Annotated in this window: 13 protein-coding genes; 6 read left to right on the top strand and 7 right to left on the bottom strand. The window is 72.7% G+C overall.

Translation table 11 applies throughout. The features are described from left to right. Window position 1: 1 nt before the first annotated feature. The 5 genes from ACFU9E_RS25225 to ACFU9E_RS25245 all read right to left on the bottom strand — a co-directional run bounded on the left by ACFU9E_RS25225 (window position 2) and on the right by ACFU9E_RS25245 (window position 12,365). Entirely contained in the window at window positions 2-1,027 is a 1,026-nt protein-coding gene (locus ACFU9E_RS25225; RefSeq protein ID WP_380681232.1) for a hydroxyacid dehydrogenase, read from the bottom strand. An 81-nt stretch (window positions 1,028-1,108) separates the two neighbouring features. Next, complete coding sequence (locus ACFU9E_RS25230; RefSeq protein ID WP_380681234.1) at window positions 1,109-2,329, bottom strand: ROK family transcriptional regulator; 1,221 nt, start codon at window positions 2,327-2,329, stop codon at window positions 1,109-1,111. 264 nt (window positions 2,330-2,593) lie between these two features. Next, the gene (locus ACFU9E_RS25235) at window positions 2,594-2,968 is read right to left on the bottom strand and encodes a transglycosylase SLT domain-containing protein (protein WP_380715351.1); all 375 of its coding nucleotides are present in this window, start codon (window positions 2,966-2,968) and stop codon (window positions 2,594-2,596) included. Between the two features lie 605 nt (window positions 2,969-3,573). Next, entirely contained in the window at window positions 3,574-10,155 is a 6,582-nt protein-coding gene (locus ACFU9E_RS25240; protein ID WP_380683559.1) for a hypothetical protein, read from the bottom strand. 710 nt (window positions 10,156-10,865) lie between these two features. Beyond that, window positions 10,866-12,365: a carboxyl transferase domain-containing protein gene (locus ACFU9E_RS25245; protein ID WP_380683561.1), complete on the bottom strand. Its 1,500-nt coding sequence runs from the start codon at window positions 12,363-12,365 to the stop codon at window positions 10,866-10,868. A 381-nt stretch (window positions 12,366-12,746) separates the two neighbouring features. Between ACFU9E_RS25245 and ACFU9E_RS25250 the strand changes: the two genes are divergently transcribed. The 5 genes from ACFU9E_RS25250 (at window position 12,747) to ACFU9E_RS25270 (ending at window position 19,823) form a co-directional block, all read left to right on the top strand. Continuing rightward, window positions 12,747-13,460 carry a TetR/AcrR family transcriptional regulator gene (locus ACFU9E_RS25250; protein WP_380683562.1) on the top strand — a complete coding sequence of 238 codons (714 nt, stop codon included), beginning with the start codon at window positions 12,747-12,749 and terminating at the stop codon, window positions 13,458-13,460. A 124-nt stretch (window positions 13,461-13,584) separates the two neighbouring features. Next, window positions 13,585-14,160, top strand: coding sequence for a universal stress protein (locus tag ACFU9E_RS25255; RefSeq protein ID WP_380683563.1), 576 nt, complete (start codon window positions 13,585-13,587; stop codon window positions 14,158-14,160). Next, window positions 14,157-14,564: a hypothetical protein gene (locus tag ACFU9E_RS25260; protein ID WP_380683564.1), complete on the top strand. Its 408-nt coding sequence runs from the start codon at window positions 14,157-14,159 to the stop codon at window positions 14,562-14,564. The genes ACFU9E_RS25255 and ACFU9E_RS25260 overlap by 4 nt, the downstream gene beginning before the upstream one ends. Window positions 14,565-14,604: 40 nt before the next feature. Further along, window positions 14,605-14,985, top strand: a complete 381-nt coding sequence (locus ACFU9E_RS25265; protein ID WP_380683565.1) for a hypothetical protein — start codon at window positions 14,605-14,607, stop codon at window positions 14,983-14,985. A gap of 23 nt (window positions 14,986-15,008) precedes the next feature. Beyond that, window positions 15,009-19,823, top strand: a complete 4,815-nt coding sequence (locus ACFU9E_RS25270) for a caspase family protein (RefSeq protein ID WP_380683566.1) — start codon at window positions 15,009-15,011, stop codon at window positions 19,821-19,823. Window positions 19,824-20,003: 180 nt separating this feature from the next. On the opposite strand, the gene ACFU9E_RS25275 is transcribed toward ACFU9E_RS25270, so the two are convergent. Next, window positions 20,004-21,662 (bottom strand): alpha/beta hydrolase, encoded by a 1,659-nt coding sequence (locus ACFU9E_RS25275; RefSeq protein ID WP_380688659.1) that lies wholly within the window; start codon window positions 21,660-21,662, stop codon window positions 20,004-20,006. 499 nt (window positions 21,663-22,161) lie between these two features. Continuing rightward, entirely contained in the window at window positions 22,162-22,998 is an 837-nt protein-coding gene (locus ACFU9E_RS25280) for an IclR family transcriptional regulator (protein WP_355368848.1), read from the bottom strand. Window positions 22,999-23,339: 341 nt separating this feature from the next. Between ACFU9E_RS25280 and ACFU9E_RS25285 the strand changes: the two genes are divergently transcribed. Then, the gene (locus ACFU9E_RS25285; RefSeq protein WP_380688662.1) at window positions 23,340-24,650 is read left to right on the top strand and encodes an extracellular solute-binding protein; all 1,311 of its coding nucleotides are present in this window, start codon (window positions 23,340-23,342) and stop codon (window positions 24,648-24,650) included. Window positions 24,651-24,715: the final 65 nt, after the last annotated feature.

Consider the following 24,715-nt stretch of genomic DNA (forward strand, 5'->3'; position numbering starts at 1 on the left):
GTCAGGCCATCCGTTCGTAGGCGCCGCGCTCCAGGGCGTGGCGGAGCGGTTCGCCGTGGGCCCACCGCTCGAACTCGCCGACCACCAGGTCGCCGAGGCGCCGCCGCTCCAGGCCCTGGCTGCCGGCCAGGTGCGGGGTGACCACGACGTTCGGCAGGGTGAACAACGGCGAGCCGGGCAGCGGTGGTTCGGGATCGGTGACGTCCAGGACCGCGAACAGGTCGGGCCGTTCGGCGAGCACGTCGAGCAGGGCCGGCTCGTCGAGGACGGCGCCGCGCGCGGTGTTGACCAGGGTGGCGCCGGGCTTCATCGAGGCGAGCAGGCGCCGGCCGACGAGTCCCCGGGTCTCCGGGACGAGCGGGGTGTGGACGCTCACCACGTCGGCGGTGGCGAAGAGTTCGTCCAGGCCGACCGCCCGCACCCCCGGCGGCGGTGCGGTGTACGGATCGTGGGCGATCACCCGCAGGTCGTAGCCGCGCAGCCGCTCGCAGACCAGCCGCCCGGTCTCCCCGAGCGACAGCACGCCGACGGTGGCCCCGTACGCGCCGGGGGCCCGGCCGGACCGGACGGGCGCTCGGGCGGCGCGGGCGGCGAGCACGTGCCGCCAGCCGTCCTTGAGCGCGTAGACGATCTGCGCGACGGTGAACTCGGCGACCGGTACGGCGTTGGCGTGGGCGGCGGTGACGATCGGGATGCCGGCCGCCCAGAACTCCTCGGTGATGATCCGCCGCACCGACCCGGCCGCGTACAGCACCAGGGCCAGCCGGGGCATCCGCTCCAGCGCCGCCGCGTCGAGCACGGGGCCGCCCCACCCGGTGAGCAGCACCTCGACCTCGCGCAGCGCGTCCGGCGCCGCGTCGAGCCGCTCGGGGCCCCAGACCCCGCCCGGTTCGGCCAGGTCCTCGACGACGTCCGCGCGTGCCAGCACCCGGGCGCGCGCCTCGGGGCCGTAGACATCGGGGAAGCGGACCGGGTCCATGGCGAAGGCGGCCGCGAACATCCGGATCTCCTTGGGTCGATGGGCCACGAGGAGTTTCTATCACATTGAGAAATAGTCGGGCGGACCTGTGGCCGACCTGCGCTCCGGAGGTTGTGCGCCCGGGGCGGCTCAGCGCGTGATGAAGGTGGCCCCGTCGGCCAGCCGGACGGCCGCCGCGGCGGCGCCCACCAGCTCGGTGGTGGTCGAGTGCACCATCATCAGCCGCGGCAGCACCGGCACCCGCCCCTGCAGCCGGGACTCGATCGCGGGCAGCATCTCGCCGCCGCTCTCCCAGAGCAGCCGCCCGCCCAGCGCGACGAGCTCGGGGCCGAGCACACTCGTCAGATTGGCCACCAGCAGGGCCAGGTCGTCGGTGAACTCGTCGACCAGCCGCCCCGCCGCCGGCACGCCCTCCCGTGCCAGCCGGAACAGCTCGGCGACCCGCTCGGCCGACGTCCCCGAGACGGTCAGCCCGGCCTCGGCGATCCGCCGGTCGACGGCGTGGTCGCCGATCCGGGCCTGGGTGTCGCCGGTGCGGCCCAGCGGACGGTCCAGCGCCCGGCGGTCGCCCATCAGGTACCCCAGCGCCCCCGCCGACCCCAGCCGGCCCCGGTGCAGCCGGCCGTCCAGCACGATGCCGGCGCCGACCTCGATCCCCACCACCACCGCGGCGAGGTCGCTCACCCCGGCGCCCGCCTCGCCGTGCTGCACGGCCAGTGCGACCAGGTCCACATTGCTCTCGACCGCCACCGGGACGCCCAGCCGCTCGTGCAGCAGCGCGCGCAGCCGCAGCCCGGGCCAGTCCAGCGCCGGGGCGAACTCCACCAGCCCGGTCCGGTCCCGGACCACCCCGGGCACCCCGACCACCAGCGCGCGCGGCGCGCCCGCGTGCCGGGTGGCCCACGCCCGCAGCCCGTCGACCAGCGCCAGCAGCGGTCCGGTGAGGTCCTCGGCGGACGGCTCGCGGACGCGCTCCGGCCCGAGGCCCGCCGCCCAGTGGTGCTCGGCCTCGTGCAGCACGCTGCCGTGCAGGTCGGCGACCACCCCGACGATCCGGCGCGGACGCATCGCCACCGCGAGGACGGTCTGCGCCCCGGCGTTGTACCGGATCAGCTGCGGCGGGCGGCCCCCGCTGGACGGCGCGCGCTCGGCCTCCACCACCACCTGGCCCGCCGCCCGCAGCACCTCGACCAGCCGGTGCACGGTCGCCGTCGACAGCCCGCTCTCGGCCGCCAGCCGCTGCCGGGACAGCGACCCGTGCCGGCGCAGCACCTCCAGCAGCACGGTCTGGTTGACCTGCGCCACGGTCTGGGTGGTGGCGGTCGCCGGGGTGCGGGGGGACTTGGGCACCGGGTGCTCCTCGGGCGGGGCCGGGCGGGGCCCGAGCGGTGGCGGGACTTCGTCTCGGCCCGAATATATCCGAGCCCCCCGGCCTCGATATTCGAGCCTTCCGGCCCGGATGTCCGAGCCTCCCGGCCCCGACCGGCACCGACCGGCCCGGGAACGCCCGAAGGCCCGGCCGCGCGGATTGCGCGCGGCCGGGCCGTGGGTCACCCCGGTGATCCCTGTCCGACCCCGGGGTGAGGGGGGACAGATGGTCCGGTGAAGCTCGGCTTAGTACCAGTGGTGGGTCTGCCAGAACGCCCAGGCGTTGTTCGGGCTGCCGTAGCGCTCGTTCATGTAGTCCAGCGCCCAGCGGATCTGGGTGGTGGCGCTGGTCTTCCAGTCGGAGCCGTGCGAGGCCATCTTGGAACCCGGCAGCGCCTGCGCCAGGCCGTACGCGCCCGAGGACGGGTTGGTCGCGGTCACGTTCCAGCTGGACTCGTGGGCGATGATCTGGCTGAACGAGTTGAGCTGGTTCGCCGGGACGATCTGCGCGGCGATGGTCTGCGGCGACGGGGTCGCGGCGGACGCGGCGGCGGGCACCAGGCCGGCACCCAGGGCGGTCACGGCGGCGGCACCGGCGAGAACGGCGGCGGAGGAACGCATACGAAGCTTGAAAGCGGGCATGAAGAACAAGACCTCAATCAGGTTGGGCCGGCGTTCGCCCCGCCCGGACCGTGGCCGGACAGGGGCCGAAACGGTCGCGGGGCGTACGCCGGACAGTCGTTGTGAAGAGCCGCACTCCGGTGGGACAGGTACCGAGTGCGGCTGGCGACGAGACCAATTGTTGCCAGACGGGTTTGCCCGCTGCCAAGACCCCTCCACTACGACGCCCCGTCGTAGCGATCCCGCGCTCCGTCGATTCGAAGGCCCCCCGCCGAGGCCCCTGACCTGCGACGCTTTCACCCCCGGCCGGGTATCGGCCCGAGCACTACCGTCCGTCGTGCCGAGGGAATCCTTGTGAGCGCACTCACCGCCCGGCACCCCCGCCCGTCACCCACCGCCACCGGCGCCACCACGCCGAGTCGCGGTTGATCTGAGACCGGCACCACAACGGGGGTGCCCGAACGGGGACTTCGGGTGGGGGGAACTCCTCACGGCAGTGCCCCGCCGGGTGTCACGGATGGATTCCGTGACACCCGGCGGGGCACTCTCAGGCGATCCGGTTACAAGAACCGATCGGTTCTCCGGCTGTCACCGGTCGCGCCGCTTCAGTTGTTGCGGCGGCGCCTGGTGAGGGCGAGGGCGAGTCCGCCGATGATCAGCAGCACGCCCGCGATGCCGGCGGTGGTGAGGACGGCGGCGCCGGTGCGGGCGAGGAGGCCGGTGGGGCCGGGTTCGGCGGGCTTGCCGGGTGTGACCGGGTCGGGCTCGACCTTGACGGTGGCGGTGGCCTCGGGGGAGGTGACGCCGTTGCCGGTGGCGGTGGCCGTGTTGACGACCTTGCCGTGCTGGGCGTCCTGCGCGGTGATGGTGTGCGGCTTGGTGGTGCACAGCATCGTCTCGCCGGGGGCCAGGCTGCTCCTCGGGCAGGTCACCTCGCCGGCGGTGGGGTCGTCGACCCTGATGCCGGTGACGGTGGCGGCGCCCTGGTTGGCGACGGTGAGCTTCCAGTCGATGCGGTCGCCGGTGTCGGTCCTGCCGTTGCCGTTGACGTCGGTGACCTCGGCGGTCTTGGTGAGGCCGAGCGCGCCCCGACCGTCGGAGGGGACGGTGATCTCGGACGGGGGCGACACCGGCGGCTCGCCCTTGGGCGGGGTGCCGGTGGCGGTGGCCGTGTTGCGGATCGTGCCGGCGTCGACGTCGGCCTGCGTGACCGTGTAGGTGGCGGTGCAGGTGGTGGTGGCGCCGGGCGCCAGGGAAGTGGCCTCCTTCGGGCAGGTGACGGGGGAGAGCTTGCCGGTGCCGGTGAACTCGCCCTCGGTCACCTTGACGTCCTTGACGGTGACGTTGCCGGTGTTGGTGACGGCGAACCGGTACGTGACCTTCTCACCGGCGACCAGCCTGCCGGGCTTCTCGGTCTCGGCGGACTTGACCACCGCGAGCGCGGGCTTCGGCGCCTGCGGCAGCTCCACCTCGGACGGGGGCGACACCGGCGGCTCGCCGCGCGGCGGGGTGCCGGTCGCGGTCGCGGTGTTCTTCACCGAGCCGGCGTCGACGTCGGCCTGGGTGACCGTGTAGCCGGCGGTGCAGGTGACGGTGGTGCCGGGGGCGAGGGTGGCGGCCTCCTTGGGGCAGGTGATCGGGTCGAGCTTGCCGTGGCCGGTGAAGTCGCCTTCGGTGATCTTGACGTCCTTGAGCGTCACGTTGCCGGTGTTGCGCACCGCGAAGCTGTAGGTGATCTTCTGGCCGGCGACGAGCTTGTCCTCCTGACCGGTGGAGGCGGACTTGACCACGGACAGGCCGGGCTGGTCGTCCGTCGTGATGGTCGTCTCGGACGGCGGCGACACCGGCGGCCGGCCCTTGGGCGGGGTGCCGGTGGCGGTGGCGCTGTTCTTGACCGTGCCCGCGTCCACGTCGGCCTGGGTGACGGTGTAGGTGGTGGTGCACAGCACCGTCGCGCCGGGGGCGAGGGTGGCGGCCTCCTTGGGGCAGGTGATGGGGTCGAGCTTGCCGTGGCCGGTGAACTGGCCCTCGGTGACCTTGACGTCCTTCAGCGTCACGTTGCCGGTGTTGGTGACGGCGAACTTGTAGGTGACCTGCTCGCCGGCGACGAGCGTGCCGGTCGAGGAGGTCTTCACGACCGCCAGCGCGGGCTTCTCCGGCGCCGGGACGATCGTCTCGGACGGCGGGGAGACGGGCGGCTCGCCGCGCGGCGGGGTGCCGGTGGCGGTGGCGGTGTTCTTGATGGAGCCGGCGTCGACGTCGGCCTGGGTGACGGTGTAGGTGGCGGTGCAGGTCGTCGACGCGCCGGGGGCCAGGGAGGCGGCCTCGGCGGTGGGGCAGGTGACCGGGGAGAGCGTGCCGGTGCCGGTGAACTCGCCCTCGGTGACCTTCACGTCCTTGAGCGTGACGTTGCCGGTGTTGGTGACCGTGAAGTCGTACCGGACCTGCTCGCCGACCACGAGCTCGTTCGGCTTGCTGCTGTGGCCGGTCTTGACCACGGACAGGCCGGGCTGGTCGGTCGTCGTGATGGTCGTCCCGGTGGGCGGGGAGACCGGCGGCTCGCCGCGCGGCGGGGTGCCGGTACCGGTGGCGGTGTTCTTGATGGAGCCGGCGTCCACGTCGGCCTGCGTGACCGTGTAGGTGGCGGTGCAGGTGACGGTCGCGCCCGGCGCGAGCGAGGCGGCCCCGCTCGGGCAGGTGACGGGCGACAGCGTGCCGCTGCCGGTGAACGCGCCCTCGGTGACCTTGACGTCCTTCAGCGTGACATTGCCGGTGTTCTTCACCTCGAACTTGTAGACGACCTCCTCACCCGCGACCAGCGTGCCGGTCGAGGCCGACTTCACCACGGACAGACCGGGCTGGTCCTGCGTGGTCACCGTGACCTCGGACGGCGGCGACACCGGCGGCGGGCCGCTCGGCGGCGTACCGGTCGCGGTCGCGCTGTTCTTCACCGAACCCGCGTCCACGTCGGCCTGCGTGACCGTGTAGGTGGCGGTGCAGGTGACGGTGGCGCCGGGCGCGAGCGAAGCGGCGCCGCTGGGGCAGGTGACGGGGGAGAGCGTGCCGGCGCCGGTGAACGCGCCCTCGGTGACCTTGACGTCCTTCAGCGTGACGTTGCCGGTGTTCTTCACCGCGAAGCTGTACGTGATCTGCTCACCGGTGACGAGGTTGCCGGTCGAGGCCGACTTCAGCACGGTCAGCTTCGGGTCGTTCGGCGCCGGGACGGTCACCTCGCTGGGCGGGGAGACCGGCGGCGGGCCGGTCGGCGGGACGCCGGTCGCGGTGGCGCTGTTTCTGATGGAGCCCGCGTCCACGTCGGCCTGGGTGACGGTGTAGGTGGCGGTGCAGGTCATCGTCACGCCGGGGGCCAGCGAGGCGGCCTCGGCGGTGGGGCAGGCGAGCGGCGACAGCTCGCCGGTGCCGGTGAACTCGCCCTCGTTGAGCGTGATGTCCTTGAGGGTGACGTTGCCGGTGTTCTTGACGACGAAGCTGTAGGTGATCGTCTCGCCGACGATCAGCTTGTCGGGCCGGCTGCTGGTGGCGGTCTTGGCCACGGTCAGTGCCGGCTCGTTCGGCGCCGGGACGGTCACCTCGCTGGGCGGGGAGACCGGCGGCGGCCCGGTCGGCGGGACGCCGGTCGCGGTCGCGCTGTTCCGGACGAAGCCGCGGTCCACGTCGGCCTGGGTGACGGTGTAGGCGGCGGTGCAGGTCATCGTCGCGCCCGGAGCCAGCGAGGCGGCCTCGGTGGCGGGGCAGGTGATGGCCGGCGGTGTGCCCGTGCCGGTGAACTCGCCCTCGGTGACCTTGACGTCCTTGAGGGTGACGTTGCCGGTGTTCTTCACCGCGAACTTGTAAGCGACCGTCTCGCCGACGATCAGCTTGTCGGGCCGGCTGCTGGTCGCGGTCTTGGCCACGGTCAGCGCCGGCTCCGACGGCCCGGGGACGGTCACCTCACCCGGGGGCGAGACGGGCGGCGGTCCGGTCGGCGGGACGCCGGTGGTGGTGGCGCTGTTCTTGACGGAGCCGGCGTCGACGTCGGCCTGGGTGACGGTGTAGGTGGCGGTGCAGGTCATCTCCGCACCGGGCGCCAGCGAGGCCGCCTGGGCGGTGGGGCAGGTGACGGGGGACAGCGTGCCGGTGCCGGTGAACGGGCCCTCGGTGACCTTGACGTCCTTCAACGTCACGTTGCCGGTGTTCTTGACGACGAAGCTGTAGGTGATCGTCTCGCCGACGATCAGCTTGTCGGGCCGGCTGCTGGTGGCGGACTTGACGACCGTCATCGCGGGAGCCGGGGGCTGGGTGATGGTGACCTCACCCGGAGGCGACACCGGTGGCGGGCCGCTCGGCGGCGTACCGGTCGCGGTGGCGCTGTTCTTCACCGAACCCGCGTCCACGTCCGCCTGCGTCACCGTGTAGCCGGCGGTGCAGGTGACGGTGGCGCCGGGCGCGAGCGAGGCGGCCTCCGCCGGACAGACGACCGGGTCGAGCTTGCCGCTGCCGGTGAACGGGCCGTCGGTGACCTTGACGTCCTTGACGGTGACGTTGCCGGTGTTGGTGACGCGGAAGCTGTAGGTGATCTTCTCGCCGGCCACCAGCTTCTCGGTGGAGGAGGTCTTGGCCACCGCCAGTGCCGGAGCCGGGGGTTCGGTGATGGTGACCTCGCTCGGAGGCGACACCGGCGGCGGTCCGGTCGGCGGGGTGCCGGTGGCGGTGGCGCTGTTCTTGACCGAGCCGGCGTCGACGTCGGCCTGGGTGACGGTGTAGGTGGCGGTGCAGGTCATCGTCGCGCCGGGGGCCAGCGAGGCGGCCTCGGCGGTGGGGCAGGTGACCGGGGAGAGCGTGCCGGTGCCGGTGAACGCGCCCTCGGTGACCTTCACGTCCTTCAGCGTCACGTTGCCGGTGTTCTTCACCCCGAACGTGTAGGTGATCGCCTCACCGGCGACGAGCTTGCCGGTCGAAGCCGACTTCACCACCGTGAGCTTCGGGTCGTTCGGTGCCGGGACGGTCACCTCGGACGGAGGCGACACCGGCGGCGGTCCGGTCGGCGGGGTGCCGGTGGCGGTGGCGCTGTTCTTGACCGAGCCCGCGTCCACGTCGGCCTGGGTGACCGTGTACGTGGCGGTGCAGGTGACGGTGGCGCCCGGGGCCAGCGAGGCGGCCTCGGCACTCGGGCAGGTGACCGGCGACATGGTGCCGCTGCCGGTGAACGCGCCCTCGGTGACCTTGACGTCCTTCAGCGTGACGTTGCCCGTGTTCTTGACGGCGAAGCTGTAGGTGATCTGCTCACCGAGGACGAGCTTGTCGGGCCGGCTGCTGGTGGCCGACTTGACCACCGTCATCGCGGGAGCCGGCGGCTCGGTGATCGTCACCTCGGACGGCGGGGAGACCGGCGGCGGGCCGCTCGGCGGGGTACCGGTCGCGGTGGCGGTGTTCTTCACCGAACCCGCGTCCACGTCGGCCTGCGTCACGGTGTACCCGGCGGTGCAGACGACGGAGGCGCCCGGAGCGAGCGAAGCGGCGCCACTCGGGCACGTCACCGGGTCGAGCGTGCCACTGCCGGTGAACGCGGTCTCGGTGACCTTGACGTCCTTCAGCGTGGTGTTGCCGGTGTTGGTGACACGGAAGCTGTACGTGATCTTCTCGCCGGCGACCAGCTTGCCGGTGGAGGCGGTCTTGGTCACGGTCAGTGCCGGGTCGTTCGGCGCCGGGACGGTCACTTCGGACGGCGGCGACACCGGCGGCGGTCCGGTCGGCGGGTTGCCGGTGGCGGTGGCGCTGTTCTTGATCGAGCCCGCGTCCACATCCGCCTGCGTCACCGTGTAGGTGGCCGTGCAGGTCATCGACGCACCAGGCGCCAACGAGGCGGCCTGGGCGGTGGGGCAGGTGGCGACCGGCGGGGTGCCGGTGCCGGTGAACGTGCCCTCGGTGACCTTGACGTCCTTCAGTGTGACGTTGCCGGTGTTGGTCACCACGAAGCTGTACGCGATCTGTTCACCGAGGACCAGCCTGTCCGGTTGGCTGGTGGCGGCGGACTTCTTGACCGACAGTGCCGGCGCCGGTGCCTGGGTGGGCACGGTGGCGGTGGAGGTGGCGGGCGGGCTGACCATGCCGACGTCGTTGGTGCCGGTCGCGGTCGCGGTGTTCGTCACCGACCCGGTGTCCACGTCGGCCTGGGTCACGGTGTGGGTCGTCGTGGACGTGCAGGTGACCGAGGCGCCGGGAGCCAGGCCCGACGCCGGCGGCTTCGGGCAGGTCACGACACCGAGGGCCGGGTCATTGACCGCCACCGATACGAGCGGTGTCGAACCGGTGTTGGTGACCGCGAACGAGTAGGTGATCGTGTCACCGGCCTTCGCGCCCGTCTGGTCGGCGGCCGGGGTGACCGTCGCGGTCTTCTTCAGTGACACCGAGGGGGTCGGGCACAGGACGCTCGGCCGGACCTGCGCGTCGAAACCCTCCGCGTTCGCACCGGACTTGATCTGCACGTCGATCGTGTTCAGGCCGGTCTGCCAGTTGTTCTTCAGCGTCGTCTGCGCGGCGTTCGCCGTCGTGAAGCCCGCGTAGTAGTAGATGCCGGTCATCTGCCCGGCCGGCGGCGGAGCGGTCAGCGTGGCCTGCGGGAGCCCGGTCGTCTTGGTGGACTGGGCGACACCGTTGACGTATACCTCGGCCACGGCATTGTCGGCGAGGAAGTTCATCGACAGCGCGAAGGCGGACGGACTGACGGACGGGGAGAGGTCGAACTGGTAGCGGTAGTACCAGTCACCGTTCGTCGGGCCTTGGTCCGGAGCCGCCTTGGTCTGCTGGGAGATCCACTGCGCGTTGTTGTAGGGGCTGGTGGCCCAGACGGTCGGGGCGAGGCTGCCCACGTTGGCCGGGGCGAACACCGCACCCGCCGGCGGCGGGGAGACCGCGGCCGTCGCCGGGAAGGGCCCGGCGACCTGCCAGTTCGCGTCCTTCGAGTTGTCGACGAGGACACCGCCGGTCGCCGCGTTGTACCCGGTGTTGAACATGTTCGGGTTCGTTGTACACGTGACGGTCGGCACCGCCGCCTGGGCGGGTGCCGGGTTCAACGCGGTGACCGCCAGGCCGAGCGTCGACGCCGTCAGCGCCAGCGCGCCGACCACCGCTCCCGAACGCAGCCGCCGCGCCCGGTGCCGTCCCGAGCCCCGCATTGTGGCGGTCATTCAGCACCCCCAGGCGTCTGCGGCGATATGCCGCGGACCGCGATCCGTGTTCGAAGGGACGCCGCCGCGCCGCGCTGCCGCGGTCGGCATCTCCTGACGGCCCCAGGTCGGGGCACGGACGCGTGCCCGTGCCCGTCGGCGGATGTTGGCTCCCGCGTTGACCAGTTCACTCCGGACATCCCTCCAGGTCGGAAGCTTCGGCACGCACGGCGTCAGACCTCCGTGTACGCACCGGGATCAGGGCAGTGGGGACCTGATCTTGAGACGGGAGTAAAGCACCGAATCATTGAAACTTGTCGTATATGCGCACAAGTTATCCACGTGTCTGTTTTGAGAGGTTGATCCGACATCGGCTCGCCGCCGCAACGGTCGGCCGCGCCGGGCCCCTTGCTCGTCACTCCACGTCACTTCGCTCCGTCGAGCATGTGCTTGACGGAGCGAAATGGTGTGGATGCGAAGCAACTTGGCGTGTCCGCCTCGGGGGGCCTCCGTCCGGTCGGCTCTCGGCGGAGCGCGGATCCCGGCTCCTGATCGACCTCCGGCTGGAGGCACGCGCATCGGCGGCAGCCCGGTGAGGCTGTGGACGCCCTCCTCGGAGTGGAGGGGTTGGCGTCCAGCAGCGGGAGAGCGGTACCGGGTGGGGGTGCCGGCGCTGCGGGCCGGGGGAGTGGGAAGTCGGATCGGCCGACTTCCTACTCCCCCAGTCGCCGTCAGGGCAGGTCGAGGACGTCGCCCAGGCGGCGGTGGCGGGTGGTGCGGGCGGTGAGGCGGGTGGGTTCGGGGGTAGCGGTGAGGGTGGCCAGGGTGGTGGCGACGGCGTGGCCGAGGCGGGCGCAGAAGGGGGCGGGCTCGTCGGCGGCGTCGGGGAGTTCGGCGATCACGGTGTCGACCAGGCCGACGGCGGCCAGGTCGTGGGCGGTGATGCCCTGGGAGCGGGCCAGGTCGGGGGCGTGGGTACCGTCACGGTGGACGATGGCGGAGGCGCCTTCCGGGGGGAGCGGGGCGAGCCAGGCGTTGGCGGCGGCGAGGACGTGGTCGGCGGGGAGCAGGGCCAGCGCGCCGCCGCCGGAGCCCTGGCCGAGCAGGACGGCGAGCACGGGCGTCCGCAGGGAGAGCAGGGTGGTGAGGCAGTGGGCGATCTCGACGGCCACGCCGTCCAGTTCGGCCTGGACGGAGAGCTCGGCGCCCGCCGTGTCGACCACGGTGACGAGCGGCAGGCCGAGCTGCTCGGCGAGGCGGGCGGTGCGCCGGACGGCGCGCAGGTCGGCGGCGGTGAAGGGACGTTCCCGGGTGCCGGCCCGGCGTTCCTGGCCGACGACCACGGCGGGCTGCCCGCCCAGTACGGCGAGTGCGCGGACGAGGGCGCCGTCGCGGCCGCCGGGGGAGTCGAGCAGGACCAGCTCCTCGGTGGTGCGGCGCAGCAGCTCCCGGGTGCCCGGACGGTCGGGGCGGCGGGTGCTGAGGACGGCCTGCCAGGCATCGGGGCGCTCGGCGGGCTCCCTGAGGGGAGAGGCGGGGGAAGGGGACGGCAGCGGTTGACGGGTCAGGATGGACAGCGCGCGGCGCAGCACCTCGCGCAGTTCCTCGGGCGCCACCACCGCGTCGACCAGGCCGCGTTCGGCGAGCGTCTCGGCGCGCTGCACCTCGGGCGGAAGCCCGACGCCCCGCAGCTCCTCGTACACCCGCGGGCCGAGGAAGCCGAGCCGTGCGCCGGGCTCGGCGAGGACCAGCTGCCCGAGGGTGCCCCAGGAGGCGAACACCCCGCCCATGGTGGGATTGCGCAGGTAGGTGACGTACGGCAGGCCCGCGGCCCGGTGGGCCTGCACGGCGGCGGTGATCCGCAGCATGCAGAGGAAGGCGGCGGACCCCTCCTGCATCCGCGTGCCGCCGGAGACCGGGAGGGCGACCAGCGGGAGGCGTTCGGCGGTGGCCCGCTCCACGGCGCGGGTGATCCGTTCGGCGGTGGCCACGCCGATGGAGCCGCCGAGGAAGCCGAACTCGGAGGCGACCAGGGCCACCGGTTCCCCGCCGATCCGGCCGAGGCCGGTGACCACCGCCTCGTCCACGCCGGTGCGCTCCCGCGCCCGGGTGAGGCTCGCCCGGTAGCCGGGGTCGGCGGGCTCGGCGGTGCCCGGTTCGTCCCAGCTCCGGTAGCTGCCGGGGTCGACCAGCAGCCCGATCAGCTGGTGTGCCGTCAGGGAAACGCTCATCTGCTCCACCCCATCGCCCGATCCGGATCCGCGCCGAGGAAGATCACCCTAGGCGGACGGCAGGGCGCGGAGGCGGATTGGGCGACGGGTGTGAGGAGGCCGACAGCCTCGGGGCGACAGGTCGAGGCCCGGCTCGGCCCGAGGACAGGGCGGCGGACCACCACCGGCCCCGGGCGCGGCAGGCGTCCGCGGCCGTCCAGTCGGCCTTGCGCACCGATCCCCCGCGTCCTCGCAGGTCACCGCCGCCTCGCCCGGACCCCGTCGCCGCCTGTTCTTCCACCTGTTCTTCCACCGGTGGCCCCCCGGCCACCGTCCCGCCGGGCGCGCCGCCGCCGATCCGGCCGGCCCGGCGGGGACTGCCCGGGTTGCTAGGGTCGGGGCATGGCAGTGAGCAGGACGAACGGCACCGGCGGCCCCACCGGGGCGAACCCCCCGGCGCGGTTGCGGCGCGACGCGCAGCGCAACCGCGACCTGCTGCTCGCCACCGCCCGCGACCTCTTCGCCGCGCACGGGCTGGACGTACCGCTCGACCAGATCGCCAAGGAGGCGGGCGTCGGCAACGCCACGCTCTACCGGCACTTCCCGACCCGCGAGGCGCTGATCGGTGAGGTCTTCGCGGACGCCGCCCACCTGCTCGACGAGGCCGGGGCCGAGGCGCTCGCCACCGAGGACGCCTGGAGCGCCATCGAACGCTACTTCGCGCGGATCTTCGAACTGGTCGCCGCCGACCGGGGCATCAACGACCTGGTCACCCAGGCCATCCCGGCCGTCCCCGGGATGATCGAGATCAGCCGCCGCAACGCCGTGACGGTCGGCACGCTGGTCGCCCGCGCGCAGGAGCAGGGAACCCTGCGCACCGACGTCGTCACCATGGACCTGCTGTTCATGCTCGGCCCGCTCTGCCGCGCCCTGCCCGCCGCCGCCGACCTGCGCCCCGACCTGTGGCGCCGCTACCTCGCCCTGCTGCTCGACGGCTTCCGCACCCGCGCCACCCACCCGCTGCCCGTCCCGCCGATCGGCGAGGAGCACCTGGACCGGATGTTCGCCGACCTCTGGGAGGCCGACGGGCCGGGCACCGCGCCGGGCACCGCCTGACCGGAATCCACCGCGCGTCAGGAACCCGTACGGACCGGGCCCGTGCGCGTCAGAGCTGCGTCAACGAACCGCCCGCCCCCCTCCGCCACGGCTTGGCTGGACCCGACGACACCAGCCACCACCCGTGAGGACGGACAGCACCATGGCGGACGAGCAGCCGACAGACCTCCCCGGCACACCCCGTTGCCCCGAGGACGACGGCCGCGGCCGCGTCGTGGTCGGCGTCAGCGGCTCGCTCGGCAGCCTCGCCGCCCTGCACCGCGCCGTCGCCGAGGCCCGCCGCCTCGACGCCGAGGTCCTCGCCGTGCACTGCTGGACCCCGGTCGGCGGCGAGTTCGGCTACCGCCGCTCACCCTGCCCGCCGCTGCTGACCGCCTGCCGCGAGGCCGCCGCCACCCGGCTGCACGACGCCCTCGACCAGGCCTTCGCCGGCGCCGGGGCGGGCGTCCGGCTGCGCGCCGTCGCCGTCCGCGGCGAGACCGGGCAGGCCCTGGTCCGCTGCGCCGACCGGCCGGACGACCTGCTCGTGCTCGGCGCGGGCGGGCGGGGCGCCCTCGCCCGCGTCCTGCACCCGTCGATCACCGCCTACTGCACGCGGCACGCCACCTGCGCGGTCCTCGCCGTCCCCAAACCGCCGCTCCAGCGCGAACTGGAGGCCCTGCGGCGCCACCCCGGCACCCGCCTGACGGTGACGGCGTGACCGCCCGCCTCGCCCCCTCGGCGGCGCTCGCCGTCGCCCTCACCGCCTCCGCCGCGCTGCTCCCCGTCCTCGCCGTCCTCGGCGAACTCCGTCCCACCTGGGTGGCCCTCACCGCCTACACCGCCCTCGCCGCCGCCGTCGGCCGCCACTCCCACCCGGCGGCCGCCCCGCTGATCGGCCTCGCCGGCTGGCTCTTCCACAACGGCTTCGTCGAACACCACCACGGCACCCTCGCCCTCACCGACCCCGCCGCCGAGGCCGCCCACCTCCTGCTCCTCACCGCCGCCGCCCTCGCCTTCGCGCTGCGCGCCGCAGCCCGGCGCGGACCTCGCCGCGACCGCGCGGTTCCCCGGCGACACGGGCGGGTGACGGTCGATCCGAAGCCCGACCGGGTTCCCCTATGATGTGTCAACTCGACGACGCTCACATGAGGATGGGGACTCGGTGTTTGAGCAGCGCAAGGACGCGGACACGACCGTCGGTGCGGTGGGGGAGGGTGTGCACACCCTCGACTTCCTGGTCTCGATCGACGACACCGGGCAGTCGTCCACGGTCGGAGAGAAGGGCCTGTTCGGTCGTCGGGACGGCGCGGCGGGCGAGGCCTCGGTCCGCAGCATCCCGGTCGAGGTCCTCCGGGCGAACCTCCAGCGCACCGTCGACGGTCTCCAGGCCGTGCTCGGCGAGATCCGGGTCCCGGACGGCGGCATGCCGCTCAAGCAGGCCCAGATCGCCTTCGAGGTCACCGCGAGCGGAGGGATCACCCTGGTCGGCACCTCGGCCCAGGTGGCGGCGAAGGGCGCCATCACGCTGACCTTCGGGTCCTGACCGGGCGGCCCGCTGCGCACACGATGAACGGATCCTTCCGGGCCCTGCTGATCGGCGTGCCCGAGTACCGCGACAAGGCGATCCCCGATCTGCCCTTCGTCACCGACGACATGGCCGAGCTGGCGGGCGCGTTGACGTCGGCCGGCTACGACGTGGCCGTCCACGAGCCCGGCGAGACGGACCGGGAGAGCATCGACGCGGCGATCGAGGGCTTCTTCCAGAGCGCGGCGGAGGGGGACACCCTCCTGCTGTGCCTCAGCGGACACGGAGTCCACCACGGCGACGTGGACTACCTCGTGCCCAAGGGAGCCCGCACCAGCGCCCACGACTTCCCCGGCAAGTGCCTGTCCCTCGACTTCGGCCCCTACGTCGAGCGCAGCCTCGCCGGCGACGTCGTGGTCTTCGTCGACGCCTGCCGGGAGGGCATCACGCTCAAGGAGATGTCCGTCACCAACGCCCACCGCTGGTCCGAGACGGACGTGAAACGGATCGGCGAGCGGCACTACGGCTACGTCTACGCCTGCTCGAAGGGGGAGTCGGCGCAGTTCTTCGCGGACGAGGGCGCGGCCTTCAGCTTCTTCTCGCGGGCCCTCAGCGCGGTGGTGGCGGACGAGGGCGGTCCCCGCACCCTGGCCGAGCTGTCCGGCCCCCTCCAGCGCGAGCTGGACCGGCTGACCGTCGCGCACAGGGCCGCGCCGCAGCGGATCCGGATCAGGACCGAGACCGGTCTCGACGACTTCGTGCTGTTCGAGCGCCCGGACCGCGGCAGCACCGGCCCGGACGGTGTGCACCCGTGGGTCAGGCTGGCCAGGGAGCACCCCGCCTGGATGCTGGCCGGCGGCGGCCAGGGAGCCGAGGCGATGAGCGGGACGGCTGCCGTGCTGGTCGCGGGACTGGCCCGGGAGGCCGATCGCGACGGGCGGGCGTTGAGCGAGGACCCCTGGTTCCGCACCGACCTGGCGGAGCGGATGACCGTCCGGCTGGGCTGGCTGCTGTCGAAGGTGCTCGGCAGGGACAAGCCGGCGCTCTCACCGGCCGAGGCGCTGCTCCTGGTGGTCGTGCCCTTCCTGTACGTGGCCTGTGCGAACCGGGCGGCGGTCCGCGCCCTGCCGGTCGTGCCGGGCGACCTCGCGCCGGCCGCGAACCCCTCCGAACCGCGGTCGGCCTACGAGCAGTTCGCCGTCGGCCGGTCGCGGCAGGTCCGCCGGGCGGCCCAGGCCGTCCGGGACGGTGACCGCGCCGGGGCGGCCGGCATCGGCTGGTGGGTGTTCCGCCAGTGGCTGGCCCACAAGCCGGGCGGGCACTACGAGGAGATCCTGGACGAACTGTGCGGGCCGGTCGACCGGTTGACCGAGGGGGTCGAGACCGAGGTCGACCGCCGCCTGGTGCACGAGCTGTTCGGACTCGACACCCTCACGACCCTGTTGCGGTCGCTCCGGACCGCCTACGACCCGAGCGCGGTCCGTCCGGTGCGTCAACTGGTCGGATCCACCACGGCGGAACAGCAGCTGCGGGAGCAGCTGTTGATCGCGCTGCTGGCGGTGGCGCACCACCTCGCCATCGACCCCTTGCGGCTGCCGGACGTGGTGGTGGACCACCTCGGCATCCGCCTCGACGCGGTCGACCTGGCCGAGCTGCACCTGACCGTCCAGGGGGCCGGCTGGGAGGAGCGCGGCCGGACCAGGGTGCTCTCCGCCGCCTGCCACCACCCGGCGGTGGGGCTGGCCCTGCGGGAACAGGCCGCCGCGCTGGACGCCCTGTTGCGGACGATCGACACCCAGGCGGCCGACGATCCTCAGCTCGCCCCGCTCCAGCTCCTGCCGACGCACGCGACCGCCGACCGCGTCCGCGCCGCTGTCGACGCACGGAACAGGCCGGTCTACGAGGCGACCGACCTGCGGTTCCGGCTCGCCGACGACCGGATCCAGGAGCTCCTCATGGGCGAACAGCTCTACGGGGACCCGGCCCTGGCGATCCGCGAGCTGTACCAGAACGCGCTCGACGCCTGCCGTTACCGAGACGCCCGGACCCGGTACCTGCGCAAGCAGCGCCCGAACCTCCGGAAGTGGTCGGGGCGGATCGGCTTCGTGCAGGGGGTGGACGAGGACGGCCGCGCGTACATCGAATGCCGCGACAACGGCATCGGCATGGGCACGCGTGAGCTGCGCGAGGTGTTCTCGCACGCGGGCGTGCGTTTCGCGGAGCTCCCCGAGTTCATCGACGAGCAGGCGGCTTGGCGTGCCGAGGGCATCGACTTCCACCCCAACAGTCGCTTCGGCATCGGGGTGCTGAGCTACTTCATGATCGCCGATGACATCCGGGTGACCACCTGTCGGCTCGACCGCGAGGGCCACCCGGGGAACCGGCTGGAGGTGCACATCGCGGGCCCGGGTTCGCTGTTCCGGATCCGTGACCTCGGGCGCGACTACGACGCCGGAACCATCGTGCGCCTCTACCTCCGCAATCCCGACACCGCGCCTTCCTGCACCGACCTGTTGCGGCGGCTGCTCTGGCGCTCCCAGTACACCGTGACGGCGCAGGACGGCGAGACCGACCTGCACTGGAAGCCGGACGAGCTCTCCCCGGTGGCGCCGTTGGGCGCGCAGGATCCCTACCGGCGGGAGGCGGAGCGTGTACCCAAGGTCCGGGTCGACGCCACGGACCGGCCCGACGTCTGGTGGGTGGGAAGCGGCGGGGGCGTCCTGGCGGACGGCCTCTGGGTCGGTCTGCCCCTCTTCGGAGTCGTTGTCGATCTCAGCGGGAAGAAGACGCCCCGGCTCACCGTCGACCGGCGGGAGACGCTGTCGTACGACACCGGATGGGTGTCGGAGCTCCTGCACCGGCAGATCCCGGCACTGCTGCGGCCCGGCGCCGAGGTGCTGGACCACGGGTGGTTGTCCGAACTGGTGCGCCACCTACCGGGGCTGGCCGATGCCGTGGCCGCCGAGGCGGCGGCCCGCAGTTTCGCCCTGGGGTCCTCGCGCGGGCCTTCGGGGGACAGCGCCGTCGTCGGCTGCTTCCCCTCGGACGCGGACCTCGTCCGGACGGACGCGTCGGGTCTGCCCGCCTTCCGAACCCCTCGGACCATACCCGCCTACGTCGTCGAATGGCGGGCGCTGGCCTGGGCCGCGGCCGGAACGTTCGCCGATGTCGCGGTGACCGGGGACGGGCCCGCCGTCCTCGCCCGTCCGTCCGACCACTACCTGCTCAACCAGGCAGCCCGTGCGCCTCGTGGCCGCGTGACTCCCGGGGACGACACCGATCCCCGGGACCGCTGGTTGGAGCGTGACGTCCCCGTCCCGGCCGGGCATGTGCTCGACGTGGCCGCCTGGCTGGGGCGTCCGACCTCGGCCGTGCTGGCGAGGCTCGCGGAGTTCGGCCTGCGGGGAGCCGCCGGGGCCGCCCTGCCGGAGGAGGCGGACCCCGACGACCTGCTGATCCTCAGCGAGCGGCTCGATCGCACCTGGCCGTGGTTGAAGCACTCGGGGCCGGTGTCCGTGCAGCACGTGCTGCGGTGTGCCGGCCGGTTGGGGTGGGCGCCGGCGGCGGTGGTGGAGCGGTTGGCCGGATTCGGGTTCACGCTGGGGGACGGTGTGGTGGTTCCGGAGACCGTCGAGACCGCGGACCTGGTGCTGGTGAGCCGGGACCTCGACGCGGTGGCTCCGTGGCTGACGGCCGCCACGGGGGTCACCCCCGGCCATGTCCTCAAGGCCGCGGAACTCCTCGGACGGTCGCCGACGGCGGTGGTGACGCGCCTGTCGGAGCTGGGATTCCCCCTCTCCGAAGGCGTGGTCCTCCCGGAGGCCGTGGAGCCCGAGGACCTGATCATCTGGACCGAGGACGGAAGTTGGCGCGCGCCGGACCTCGGCGGCCAGCTGTGGTTGGGGCACGCGCTGATGGTCGCCGGCTGGTTGGGGTGGGCGCCGGCGGCGGTGGTGGAGCGGTTGGCCGGGTTCGGGTTGACGCTGCCGGACGGTGCGGTGGTTCCCGAGGCCGTACAGGCCGACGACCTGGTGCTCGTGAGCCGGGACCTCGACGGGCTCGGGCCGTGGCTGAGCTACTCGGTGGCGGTGTCCATCGGCCATGTCCTGGCGGCGGCCGAGCGGTTGGGCTGGTCGCCGCCGGCGGTCGCGGCGCGTCTGACGGAGCTCGGGCTCACCCTGCCGGACGGCGCGGTCGTTCCGGATTGCGTCGAGCCCGAGGACCTGATCCTCCTGAGCAGTGGACTCAACTTCGCCGGGCCCTGGCTGGACCCCCTGGAACCGCTTCAGCTGAAGCACGTCATGGACGCCGCCCTGCGACTGCGCAGGGAACCCCGGAGCGTGGCGGCCCGACTTGCCGACCTCGGGCATCGACTGCCCGCCGGCGTCACGGTGCCGGCTTCGGCCGATCCGCTCAGCCTGTCCGTCCTCGACGAGGAGATCGGCCAGCGGGTGGGCCGGCCGACGTCCGGTGGGGTCGTGTCGCACGGGCAGGTGCTCCGTGCGGCACACCGGGCGAAGTGTTCGCCGGCGGTGGTGCAGGCGCGGCTGAAGGAGCTCGGTTTCGGCCTGGAGCTGGAGGTGGACGGGGCGCTTCCCGAGACGGTCACGGCCGAGGACGTCGAGATGATTCGACCGGACCCGCAATCCAGCGCCCGGTGGCTGGACCCCCGGGTGCCCGTCGGGCTGGCGCACGTCCTGCAGGCCAGCGGGGGGAAGACGAGCCCGGCCGTCGTCGCCGCGCGACTGGAGGCGCTCGGTTTCACCCTCGCCACCGGGGTCCGGTACACGAGGCCCGACGGTGCGCGGGAGGGCCGCCGTCCCGACGAGCCCGCGCGGTCGGAGCAGGTGCTCTGACCTGGTAGTGTTCTTCCTGTCGCGAGGGAGATGATTCCTCGTCAGGCGTCAGTGGTGCTACCAGAGCACGTCCCACTTTCAGTGGGGAGAGTCCGTGCGACCCGGGCCTGGCGCTCCAAGTCGGAGGGGCTCGGCACCTGTTCGTTCAGGTGCCGGGCCCCTCCGCTTTTCGTTCCTCCGTCAGCGGAGCCCGCCGAGAACGGCCTCCGGGTCGGTGGGCGACAGCGGGGCGGCGTCGGGTGAGCCGGTGGCCCCGATGGCGGCCTTGGCGGTCGGCGGCGGGGTCACGTAGACCGGGTCGGGTTCGGCGCCGGCGGCGCAGGTCTTGGCGATCCGGCCCTTGCCGCTCGGCAGGCTGCCGTCGCGGAGGTAGGCGGTGAAGGTGTCGTCCAGACAGGCGTTGCCGCGGAACAGGATCCCGTGGAAGCTGCCGCCGTCCTGGACGACGAGCTTGGCGTTGGGCAGTGCGTCGCGCATGGCGAGCCCGCCCTCGTACGGGGTGGCGCCGTCCTCGGTGGACTGGAAGAGCAGGGCGGGCGGCAGGCCCTTCCCGGTGATCTTCAGTCGGCCGGCCCGGTTGCCCTCGTGCGGCCAGAACATGCAGGCGGCGTTGTACCACATGTTGTTGTAGGTGTAGAACGGCGCGACGGCGTTGACCTCGGCCTGGTCCTTCTTCCAGTACTCCCAGTCGCGGGGCCAGGCGTTCTCGTTGCACTGGACCGCGTTGTACGCGGGGAAGGAGCCGTCGTTCCCGCTGGGCGCCGCGTAGCGGTTGTAGGCGATGGCGAGCGGCCGGGTGTCGTGCCGGGTCACGTACGCGGAGATCACCGTGGCCATCCGGGGCCAGCGCAGGAAGTTGTAGCCGCCGCCGTAGAAGGTGTCCTCGAACTCGGCCGGCCCGATCTTCCCGGGGGCCGGGGCGGCGTCCAGCGGGTCGGTCCGCAGGGCGGCCTCGACCTGGTCGTAGGCCCGCTTCACGTCGGCCGGGTCGGTGCCGAGGTGGTAGACGGAGTCGGCCTTGGCGGTCCAGGCCGCGAAGGCGTCGAAGCGGCGCTGGTGCTCCTTGTCCTGGAGCTTGTTGTGCTCGTACCAGGAGATGGTGGGCCCGACGATGCTGTCGTACACCATCCGGCGCACCCGTGAGGGGAACAGCTGCCCGTAGGTCGAGCCGAGCGTGGTGCCCCAGGAGGCGCCGTAGAAGTTGATCTTCGGCTCGCCGAGCGCCCGCCGGATGCTGTCCATGTCGCGCGCGTTGTCGACGGTGGTCATGTGCGGGAGCAGCCAGGACCACTCCGCGGCGCAGTCGGAGGCGTAGCCGGCGGCCTTCTTCAGCCAGGCCTTCGCGGAGCCCTGGCTCACCTGGTAGTCGGGGCGCTCGGCCTCGAAGTAGTGGGCGTCGCAGACGACATGGGGCTCGCTGCCGTTGGTCCCGCGCGGGTCGAAGCCGATCCAGTCGTAGGTCGAGGCGACGTCGGCCGGGACCTGCCCGGCGATGGAGACGGGCATCCAGAGTCCGGAGCCCCCGGGGCCGCCGGGGTTGAGCAGGATCGGCCCCTGGCGCTTCTCCTTCGGCGCGGTGGCCGGGAGGCGGTTCAGCTTGATCTTGATCTTGCGTCCGCGCGGGTCGGAGTAGTCCACCGGTACGTCGAGCATCGCGCACTGGAGCGCGGGCGTGGCCGGGTCCCCGCAGGAGCTCCATGCCAGCGTTCCCTGTCCGGTGTCGGCCAGCACGCTCTCGGCGTCGATCCCTCCGCTCCCGGGCTCGGCCCCGACGGCGACGGCGCCGCCGAGGACGGCGATGGCGGTGGCGGTGGACAGTAAGGTGATGATTTTTCTCATGGGAAGCATGATGTGATATGTGCAATGTCACAGCCATTCAACTGACACGACGTTATGAAGCTGTGACGGCGGCGGGGTTCGGCGGCGGCGACCGTTCGTGGTCCGGCGCATCCGCTCCGGCCTGGTAGTGTTCCTCCTGTTGCGAGAGAGACGATCTCTCGTCAGGCGTCAGTGGTGCTACCAGAGCACGTCCCACTTTCAGTGGGGAGAGTCCGTGCAACCCGGGCCTGGCGCTCCGAGGCCGAACGGGCCCGGTACCCGAGTTCACGGGTGCCGGGCCCGTTCGCATGTCACCCGGGGTTTTCCCGTGGTTCGGGCAGGTGTTCCGAGCTGGTAGTGTTCTTCCTGTCGCGAGGGAGATGATTCCTCGTCAGGCGTCAGTGGTGCTACCAGAGCACGTCCCACTTTCAGTGGGGAGAGTCCGTGCAATCCGGGCCTGGCGCTCCGAGGTCGGAAGGGCCCGGTACCTGTTCGTTCAGGTGCCGGGCCCTTCCGCGTGTCACGGGACCGGGCGGTCGGAGCCGAGTTCGCGGGAGATGCGCAGGCCGACCTGGGCGACGATCGGGCCGAGGGCGCGGACGCGGGCGGCGGTCATCCGGGAGGTGAGGCCGGACACCGAGAGTGCGGCGGTCACCTCGCCGGTGTGGTCGAAGATCGGGGCGGCGACGCAGCGGACCTCGGGCTCGTTCTCGCGGTCGTCGATCGAGTAGCCGCGGGCGCGGATGCGGGCGAGGTCGGCGCGCAGGTGGGTCTCGTCGGAGATGGTCCAGGCGGTGACCGGGCGCAGGCCGGCGGCGACGACCTCGGTGACGGCCTCCTCGGGGAGCCAGGCGAGGATCGCCTTCCCCGTCGCGGTGCAGTAGGCGGGGGCCCGGCTGCCGACCCGGGAGGCCATCCGGACATTGGTCTCGTCCTCGACCTTGTCCAGGTAGACGATGCCCGGTGCCTGCCAGACGGTGAGGTGGACGGTCTCGCCGGCCTCGCGCTGGAGGCGGCGCAGGTGCTCGGCGGCGACGCTGCGCAGGTCGAGGGTGGTGAGATAGGCCTGGCCGAGGCGCAGCGAGCCGTGGCCGAGCCGGAACCAGCCGGTCTCCCGGTCGCGGTCGAGCAGGTGCTCGTCCAGAAGCGGGCCGGTCAGCCGCAGCACGGTCGACTTGTTGAGGTCGAGCGCCTCGGCGAGCTGGGCGAGCGGGACGCCGCGCCCGTCGCCGTGGTCGCGGACGTAGCCGAGGACGGACAGCGCCCGGCGCAGCGAGGAGGACTGGTTGCGCTCGCCCGCCGCCTTCTTCGGTTTCGCGGTGGTGGAGGTGGCCGAGCTGGCCTCCTGTTCCGTCATCGGTCCCGTTCCCCTCTCGTTCCGCCGCCGGACGGCAGCGGTTGTCGAACCGTACCCCGTTCGGGGGTGGCCGCCGCTTTTTCGATACAGCGTTGTGCAGTGCAAAACTTCGCGAACCGGGTCTTGTTGGGCGCGAGCGCCCGCGCCTAACGTCCCTGGCATCGAGCAGGCGACGCAGCCCACCCGAGCGGTCGCTCTGCCGTACCCGCGTTGCACCACCCCCACATCCACGCGTTCACGTACGCACCCATCACCGGCCCCGGTCAGGGCCTGCTTCGACGTGCCCGTCCCCAGCGGCGCGCGTCTCGGCGGCAGCTGTCGGGAGGGGAGGCTCCACACCCATGCGCATCGTCAGACGGACCACCGCGGCCGCCGTTCTCGCCGCCACCTGCCTCGCTGCCGCCGCCTGCTCGCCCGGCACCGCCGTGCCGGCCGGCGACAAGGCCGCCGACGACAAGACCGGCACGCTGCAGGTCTGGCTGTACAACGAGGCCGGCAACGCCGCGAAGGAGGCGGTGATCAGCAAGGCGGTCACCGAGTTCCAGGCCTCCCACCAGGGCGTCACCGTGAACGTCAGCTACATCGACACCGACGCCTCGGCCCGTGCCGCCAAGATGAAGGGCGCGTTCAACGACCCGAACAGCGCCCCGGACCTGGTCGAGTTCGGCAACACCGACCTGCCCGGCTACGTCGCGGCCGGCGGTCTCGCCGAGATCGGCGCCGACCTCGACAAGTGGAAGGACAAGGGCGACCTCGACCCGGCGATCGCCAAGACCGCCGTGCTCGACGGCAAGACCTACGGCCTGCCGTGGTGGGTCGGTGTGCGCGCGCTGTACTACCGCACCGACATGTTCACCGAGGCGGGCCTGGCCGCGCCGACCTCCTACGCCGACCTGGTCGCCGCCACCGAGAAGATCCACTCCGCGCACCCGGACACCTTCGGCATCGCGGTCGGCGGCAAGTACACCTTCGGCGCGCTGCCCTTCGTCTGGGACGCGGGCGGCGACATCGCCGTCAAGGAGGGCGACAAGTTCAAGGCGGCGATCAGCTCGCCCGCCTCGCAGGCCGGCCTCAAGCGCTACACGGACCTGTTCAACGAGAACGGCTGCCCGGTCCAGCAGTGCGCCGACCTCACCGGCGGCAAGACCGTCGACCTCTTCGCGGCCGGCAAGGCGGCGATGGCGATCCTGCCGAACTCCAGCCGCAGCAAGGTGGACGCGGGCGCGGCCAAGGACAAGTACGCGGTCGTCCCGCTGCCCGGCGAGAAGGCCGGCTCGATCGCCCCGGCGTTCGCCGGCGGCAACAACCTCGGTGTGATGAAGGCGGCGAAGCACCGCACCCTGGCCGTGGAGTTCGCCGAGCTGCTGGCGAGCCCGGCGTACCAGGAGCAGATGTACGACGCCATGGGCAACCTGCCGACGCTGAAGTCGGTCAACACCAAGGTCGCCGCCAAGGACGCCTTCCTCAAGCCCTTCACCGACACCATCGCGGCCGGCACCAAGTTCGTGCCGCTGGACCAGGCCTGGGCGCAGATCGACGCGCAGGCCGTCATCCCGACGATGCTCCAGCAGGTCGTCACGGGCAAGGCGGACGTCGCGAAGGCCTCGGGCGACGCCGCCACCCAGATCACCTCGGCCTTCGCCGCCCACTGAGCGAAGGCCCAGCAGGTCCAGGTCGACAGCCCAGGCCGGCTGAACCCGGGTCCGGCGGTGGCTCC

Source organism: Kitasatospora sp. NPDC057595, assembly GCF_042800875.1.
In the GTDB taxonomy this organism is placed as follows: Bacteria; Actinomycetota; Actinomycetes; order Streptomycetales; family Streptomycetaceae; genus Kitasatospora.

Bases quoted from the DNA above. Each gene is read 5' to 3' on its own strand.
- ACFU9E_RS25280 (WP_355368848.1), bottom strand. From the start codon at position 22,998: ATGACGGAACAGGAGGCCAGCTCGGCCACCTCCACCACCGCGAAACCG.
- ACFU9E_RS25250 (WP_380683562.1), top strand. From the start codon at position 12,747: ATGGCAGTGAGCAGGACGAACGGCACCGGCGGCCCCACCGGGGCGAAC.
- ACFU9E_RS25275 (WP_380688659.1), bottom strand. From the start codon at position 21,662: ATGAGAAAAATCATCACCTTACTGTCCACCGCCACCGCCATCGCCGTC.
- ACFU9E_RS25270 (WP_380683566.1), top strand. From the start codon at position 15,009: ATGAACGGATCCTTCCGGGCCCTGCTGATCGGCGTGCCCGAGTACCGC.
- ACFU9E_RS25240 (WP_380683559.1), bottom strand. From the start codon at position 10,155: ATGACCGCCACAATGCGGGGCTCGGGACGGCACCGGGCGCGGCGGCTG.
- ACFU9E_RS25245 (WP_380683561.1), bottom strand. From the start codon at position 12,365: ATGAGCGTTTCCCTGACGGCACACCAGCTGATCGGGCTGCTGGTCGAC.
- ACFU9E_RS25285 (WP_380688662.1), top strand. From the start codon at position 23,340: ATGCGCATCGTCAGACGGACCACCGCGGCCGCCGTTCTCGCCGCCACC.
- ACFU9E_RS25235 (WP_380715351.1), bottom strand. From the start codon at position 2,968: ATGCGTTCCTCCGCCGCCGTTCTCGCCGGTGCCGCCGCCGTGACCGCC.